Annotated in this window: 5 protein-coding genes and 2 tRNA genes; 6 read left to right on the plus strand and 1 reads right to left on the minus strand. The window is 71.0% G+C overall.

Going from position 1 to position 6520, the window contains the following annotated elements:
* Positions 1–31 precede the first annotated feature (31 nt).
* The 3 genes from Q2K20_RS07065 to Q2K20_RS07075 are packed head-to-tail and all read left to right on the plus strand — an operon-like array spanning position 32 to position 3418.
* The gene (locus tag Q2K20_RS07065) at positions 32–1894 is read left to right on the plus strand and encodes a putative nucleotidyltransferase substrate binding domain-containing protein (protein WP_269501179.1); all 1863 of its coding nucleotides are present in this window, start codon (positions 32–34) and stop codon (positions 1892–1894) included.
* Positions 1894–2613, plus strand: coding sequence for an exonuclease domain-containing protein (locus Q2K20_RS07070; RefSeq protein ID WP_269501181.1), 720 nt, complete (start codon positions 1894–1896; stop codon positions 2611–2613). Before Q2K20_RS07065 ends, Q2K20_RS07070 begins: the two co-directional genes overlap by 1 nt.
* 10 nt (positions 2614–2623) lie before the next feature.
* Positions 2624–3418, plus strand: coding sequence for a fumarylacetoacetate hydrolase family protein (locus tag Q2K20_RS07075; RefSeq protein ID WP_067718227.1), 795 nt, complete (start codon positions 2624–2626; stop codon positions 3416–3418).
* 28 nt (positions 3419–3446) lie between these two features.
* Here Q2K20_RS07075 and Q2K20_RS07080 read toward each other — a convergent pair whose 3' ends face one another.
* Positions 3447–4577: an isochorismate synthase MenF gene (locus Q2K20_RS07080; RefSeq protein ID WP_069390250.1), complete on the minus strand. Its 1131-nt coding sequence runs from the start codon at positions 4575–4577 to the stop codon at positions 3447–3449.
* Between the two features lie 128 nt (positions 4578–4705).
* On the opposite strand from Q2K20_RS07080, the gene gltX reads away from it, so the two are divergent.
* The 3 genes from gltX to Q2K20_RS07095 all read left to right on the plus strand — a co-directional run bounded on the left by gltX (position 4706) and on the right by Q2K20_RS07095 (position 6494).
* Positions 4706–6190: a glutamate--tRNA ligase gene (gene gltX, locus Q2K20_RS07085; protein WP_269501189.1), complete on the plus strand. Its 1485-nt coding sequence runs from the start codon at positions 4706–4708 to the stop codon at positions 6188–6190.
* A gap of 106 nt (positions 6191–6296) precedes the next feature.
* Positions 6297–6368, plus strand: a tRNA-Gln gene (locus Q2K20_RS07090).
* A 53-nt stretch (positions 6369–6421) separates the two neighbouring features.
* Positions 6422–6494, plus strand: a tRNA-Glu gene (locus Q2K20_RS07095).
* Positions 6495–6520: the final 26 nt, after the last annotated feature.

Genomic DNA, 6520 nt, shown 5'->3' on the forward strand with positions numbered 1-6520 from the left:
ACCGCGGGCCGTGGGCGTCCACAGTGGTGGAATGGACGTCGAACTCGCCGAGGTCAGGGATTTTCTCGCGCGCTGTGCCCCCTTCGACGAGCTGCCCGGAGAGGTGCTCGACCGCCTGCCCGCGAGGCTCAGTCAGCGCTACCACCGGCGGGGGACCGTCATCCTGGAGGCAGGGGACGCCAACGACACCCTCCACATCATCCGCACGGGCGCCGTCGAGGTGTGCGACCCGGACGGTGTCCTGCTCGACGCGCGCGACGAGGGTGACTGCTTCGGCTACTCGACGCTGACCCGTTCCGGCCCGTCGCGGTACCGCATGGAGGCCGTCGCGGACACCCTGCTACTCGAGATGCCGCGCGAGGTGTTCGACGAACTCGCGGCCGCCCACCCCGGGATCCGGGACTTCTTCGGTGCGCGGAGTGATCGGATCCGCCAGGACCTCGCCTCCGCCCGGGTCGCCGCGGCCGGGGGAGACCCCCTGAGCACACCGGTGGGGGATCTCCTCACCCGCGACGCGGTCACCACCGAGCCCGGGACCACCATCCTGGAGGCGGCGCAGATCATGTCGCGGGAGCGCGTCTCCGCGCTGCTGGTGGTGGAGAGCGGACGCGTGGTCGGCATCTTCACCGATCGCGACCTGCGCTCGAAGGTGGTCGCGGTTGGTGGCGACACCGCGGCGCCGGTGTCGACGATCATGACCCACGACCCGGTGTCGGTGGACGCCCGGACCCGCGCGTTCGACGCGACCCTGCTCCAGATCGAACGCGGCGTCCATCACCTGCCGGTGTGCGAGGCCGGTGCCCCCGCGGGGATGGTCACGAGCGGGGACCTGCTGCGCCTGGCGCAGTCCGACCCGGTCTATCTGGCCGCGCGGATCTCGCGGGCCCCCGACACCGAGACCGTGGCGGAACTGTCCGCCCGGTTGCTACCGCTGGTCGGCGAGTTCGTCCGGCGGGGCACCACGCCGCGGGATATCGGCCGGGTCGTCACCGCCACCGCCGATGCGGCGACGCGCCGCCTGATCGCGCTGGCGGAGGCCGACCTCGGACCGCCTCCCGTGCCGTACTGCTGGGTGGGACTCGGTTCCCAGGCCCGGGGTGAGCTCGGGGTGTCCAGCGACCAGGACAACGCGCTGATCCTCGACGACGGGGCACACGAGGTCGCCGGCTCCGACGACTACTTCGCGGAGCTCGCCGACCGCGTCTGCACGGGTCTCGACCGGGCGGGCTTCCCGTTCTGTCCCGGTGGGGTGATGGCGACCAACCCGCGGTGGCGGCGGACCTGCGCGGAGTGGGAGGGGACGGTACGGGACTGGGTCGGGGCCCCCGAAGCCGACGCGGTGCTGCACAGTCAGGTGTTCTTCGACCTCCGTCCCGTCCACGGTGAAAGCGGACTCGCCGCCCGCGTCCAGCGCGAGATGCTCGTCCGCTCGAAGGGCAGCCCGCGCTTCCAGGCGCATCTGGCCCGGATCGCGTGTGAGTGGCAGCCGCCACTCGGTTTCCTGCGCGGACTCGTCGTCGCGAGCCGGGGCGAGTACCGCAACACCCTGGACCTCAAGGCCGGGGGGATCGCGCCCGTCGTCCAGATCGCGCGTCTGTACGCCCTGTCCGCGGGACTGGACGAGGTGTCGACCCTCGGCCGGCTCGACGCGGCGGCCACCGCCGGGGTGATCGCCCGCTCGGATGCCGAGAACCTCATCGAGGCGTTCCGGTTCCTGCGCGGGCTGGCCTTGCGCCACCACGCACGTCAGATCCAGGAGCACTCGGACCTCGACAACAACGTGGACCCGTCGACCCTCGGCACCAAGGACCGCCATCGGCTCCGGGCGGCGTTCCGGATCATCGCGGGAGCGCAGAGCGCGCTGCAGATCCGATACCGGGTCGGACAGATGTGATGGTCCTGCCACGGCTGACCGCGGCCGGCCGCCGGAGGAGTGCCGCCCGCCGGGCCCCCGACGGGCCACTGCGGCGATTTCTGGAGACACCGCCGCCGGATCCGACCACTCCGCTCGAGGACCTGTCCCTCCTCGCGGTGGACGTCGAGACCACCGGGCTCGATCCCCGGCACGACCGGGTCCTGGCGGTGGGGTTCGTCCCCGTCGACGGGGACCGGATCGTCCTGGGCGGAGCGGGATCGGTGCTGCTGCGTCCCGATCACGGTCCGGACGACAACGACGGGGTGGGGCAGAGTGCCACCGTGCACGGACTCACGGACGACACGATGGCCACCGGGGAGGATGTCGAGGACGTCCTGGACCGGGTGTTCACGGCTCTGACCGGGCGGGTGTTGGTCGCGCACTACTGCCCGATAGAGGTCGACTTCCTGCGAGCGTTGTGTCGGCGCACGTTCGGCATCCGGCCACCACTGGAGTCCGTCGACACCCTGGAACTGCACCGGCGGGTCCTGGGCGGGGGCGTCGACATGGGCTTCACCGCCAACCCGTCGCCCGAGAGGCTGCGGCTCTGGGGTGCTCGCGAGAGGTACGGGTTACCGCAGTACCGCGCACACGACCCGCTGGTCGACGCCCTCGCCTGCGCCGAGCTGTACCTCGCACAGGTCACCGAGCTCCGCGACCGTGGGGCGCGAACGCTGCGGGACCTGCGGACCGCCTAGGATCGCGGGTATGCGTCTCGCCCGTATCGCCCACCCGCAGGGATTCGCCTTCGTCGAGGTCCGCGGAGACATGTCCGACCCGTCCTCGCTGACCTGTGCCGAGATCTCTGAGCACCCCTTCGGTACCCCCGAGTTCACCGGCCGCGAATGGCCGCTGGCCGACGTGCGTCTGCTCGCCCCGATCCTGGCCTCCAAGATCGTGTGCGTCGGTAAGAACTACGCCGACCACGCCGAGGAGATGGGGTCGGAGGCCCCGGCCGAGCCCCTGATCTTCCTCAAGCCCAACACGTCGGTCGTCGGCCCCGAGGCATCGATCGCCTACCCGCCGAGTTCGGAGCGGGTCGACCACGAGGGCGAGCTGGCCGTGGTGATCGGTCAGCCGTGCCGGGACGTCGCCGCCGCGCGGGCCCACGAGGTCATCCTCGGCTACACCTGCGCCAACGACGTCACCGCCCGCGACCAGCAGCTCTCGGACGGTCAGTGGACGCGGGGCAAGGGGTACGACACCTTCTGCCCGCTGGGTCCGTGGATCGTCACGGACCTGGACCCCAACGGGCTCGACGTCCGGGTCACCCTCACCCACCCCGACGGCACGTCCGAGGTACGGCAGGACGGCAACACCTCCCAGTTCATGCACACCGTCGGCGAGATCGTCGAGTACGTCAGCCGGGTCATGACCCTCCTTCCCGGCGATGTGATCCTCACGGGTACCCCGGCAGGGGTCGGCCCGATGCTGCCCGGCGACCGTGTGACGGTCGAGATCGAAGGCATCGGCTCGCTGACGAACCCCGTCGTCGACCGGTAGGTCCGGGCGACCGGCGCCGGGCACCGCCCTAGGACGCTCCGAACGCCCTCAGGATGGTGCGGAGTTTGGCGCCGGTCTCGGCGACCTCGTCGTCGGGTTGCGAGTCCGCGACCAGGCCGCCGCCGGCCCAGGCGATCGCTCCCGACCGGTCCGCGTCGATCTCGGCGCACCGGATGGTGACCATCCAGTCGCCGTCTCCGCCGGCGTCCGACCACCCGACGGCCCCGGCGTAGAACCCCCGTTCCCCTTCTATCGCGGCGATGAGCCTCCGGGCCTCGTCCGTCGGTGTCCCGCACACCGCCGGCGTGGGGTGCACGGCGAGGGCGAGGTCCAGAGAGGTGGTGCGGGGGTCGGCGACACGGCCCCGGATACGGGTCCCGAGGTGCCACATCTCGCGGGTGGACGTGAGGGTGGGACGGTCGGGGATCTCCAGATCCGTGCACAGTGGTTGCAGGGCCCGTGCCAGCGACTCCACCACGAAGGCATGCTCCGAGGCGTCCTTGCCCGACGCCCGCAGGGCGCGGCCCGCGGCCTGGTCCGCGACAGGGTCGGTGGAGCGGGGCGCGGAGCCGGCCAGCGGGTGGCATTCCACCAGATCGCCGCGGCGGCGCACGAGGAGTTCGGGGCTCGACCCCACCAGGACGCACCCGGCGTGGACCCCGCCGGCGGGGGAGAGGTCGACGAGGTACCCGTCCGCCGCCGGGCTGGAGTCGATGAGTGCCGCGCACACCGCGTGGGGGTCGATGGGCTGATCGGCCGACAGCCGGACCGCCCTGGCCAGCACCACCTTGTCGATCTCGCCGGAGCGCACCCCCGCGATCGCGGTCGACACCCTGGCGCGGTGCTCCGAGGACGAGGGGATCTCCCGGGTGACGTGGGCGCGGGTGCGCATCCGGCGGAAGTAGGCGGGGGGCTCCAGTGGGCCGTCGACGCGCACCACCACGTCGGGTTCGACGAGGGCCGCGGGCGCGTCGGGCTCGAAACCGATCGCGCCCACGATCAGACCACTGGCGCCGGACCGCAGGGCCAGGGCCGCGTCCGCCGGATCCGTGAACGAGTTCAGGGCACCCTGGGTGCGCAGCGAGCCGGTCGGACGGGACAGCAGGAAGTCCGGGGCGGTCACCGGGCGTGCGACGTCGGGTTGGTGCCCAGACGCCACGGCACGCCTCCCTCGATTCGGACTCCTGCGTGGATCGCGCCTCCTCGGACGGCGGCCACGGGTACCCGCCGATCCTAGGCCGGTCCTCGCCGGGGGTGCGAGCCGGGACCGTCACTAGGATGGGCTCCATGACCGCCTCGAACGTCCGCGTCCGCTTCTGTCCGTCCCCCACCGGCACACCCCATGTGGGTCTCGTCCGTACGGCCCTGTTCAACTGGGCCCACGCCCGGCACACGGGTGGCACGTTCGTCTTCCGCATCGAGGACACCGACGCCGCCCGGGATTCGGAGGAGTCGTACCAGTCGCTCCTCGACGCCCTCCGGTGGCTGGGCCTCGACTGGGACGAGGGCCCCGAGGTGGGTGGCCCGTACGCGCCGTACCGCCAGTCCGAGCGGCGCGATCTGCACCTGGACGTGGTGCGCAGGCTGGTCGAGGCGGGGGAGGCGTACGAGTCGTTCTCCACCCCCGAGGAGGTCGAGGCCCGCCACCGGGCCGCCGGGCGGGACCCCAAACTCGGGTACGACGGGTTCGATCGCGACATCACGGAGGACCAGAAGCAGGCGTTCCGTGACGAGGGGCGCGGCGCGGTGATCCGGTTGCGGATGCCGGACGAGGATCTCGCCTGGGACGACCTGGTCCGCGGGGAGACCGTGTTCAGGGCGGGCACCGTGCCGGACTTCGCGCTCACGCGGGCCAACGGGATCCCGCTCTACACGTTGGTCAATCCGGTCGACGACGCACTGATGAAGATCACCCACGTCCTCCGGGGCGAGGATCTGCTCAGCTCCACCCCCCGACAGATTGCCCTCTACCGTGCCCTGATGCGGATCGGGGTGGCGGATGACGTCCCCGCGTTCGGGCACCTGCCGTTCGTCATGGGCGACGGCAACAAGAAGCTGTCCAAGCGTGACCCCGAGTCGGATCTGTTCCTCCACCGCGACCGCGGGATGTTGCCGGAGGGGTTGCTCAACTACCTGGCCCTGCTCGGGTGGGGGCTGTCGGATGACCGCGACGTGTTCTCCCTGCAGGAGATGGTCGAGGCGTTCGACGTGCGCCAGGTGAACGCCAACCCGGCCCGCTTCGACCAGAAGAAGGCCGACGCGATCAACGCCGAGCACATCCGGCAGCTGCCGCCCGAGGAGTTCGCCCGCCGCCTGCGCGAGTACCTCGTCGCGCACCCCGACGAGGACGGAGTGACCCTGCCGGAGAGTTTCGACGCCCAGCGGTGGGCGATCGTGGCAGATCTCCTCCAGACCCGCATCGTCGTCCTGTCGGATGCGTGGAAGCTCATCCGGTTCCTCCTCGTGGACGAGGCCGGGTTCACCGTCGACGCCCAGTCTGCGGCCAAGAACCTCAAAGCGGAGTCCCGAGAGGTCGTGGACGCGGCGATCGCGGCGCTGGAAGCAGTCGAGGAGTGGACGACCCCGGCCATCGAGGCCGCACTGTCCGGCGCGCTGGTGGAGGACCTGGGCATCAAGCCGCGCAAGGCCTACGGGCCCGTGCGGGTGGCGGTCACGGGATCGCACATCTCGCCGCCGCTGTTCGAGTCGTTAGAGCTGCTCGGTCGGGAGGCCACACTGTCGCGGCTGCGGTCCGCGCCCGTCGCCGACTAGCTCGGGGTCCGGAAACAGACGGATTGACCGGGCGATTTGCTATTCACCCTCGGTGGTTTGATAGTCTCTTCGAGGCGCCCCGCGAGGGGCGGAAAAGTGAATGCAGTGGCCTATGGTGTAATTGGCAACACAGCGGTTTCTGGTACCGTCGTTCTAGGTTCGAGTCCTGGTAGGCCAGCTGAGCGCGTCGCAGCGCTCGCTACAGCGGATCCCACGCGGATCCGTGTCCTAGCCCCCGTCGTCTAGCGGCCTAGGACGCCGCCCTCTCACGGCGGTAGCGTGGGTTCGAATCCCATCGGGGGTACAGCAGAAGGCGCCCGGAGCACAACG

Source organism: Dietzia sp. IN118, from assembly GCF_032905965.1.
Taxonomy (GTDB): Bacteria; Actinomycetota; Actinomycetes; order Mycobacteriales; family Mycobacteriaceae; genus Dietzia; species Dietzia kunjamensis.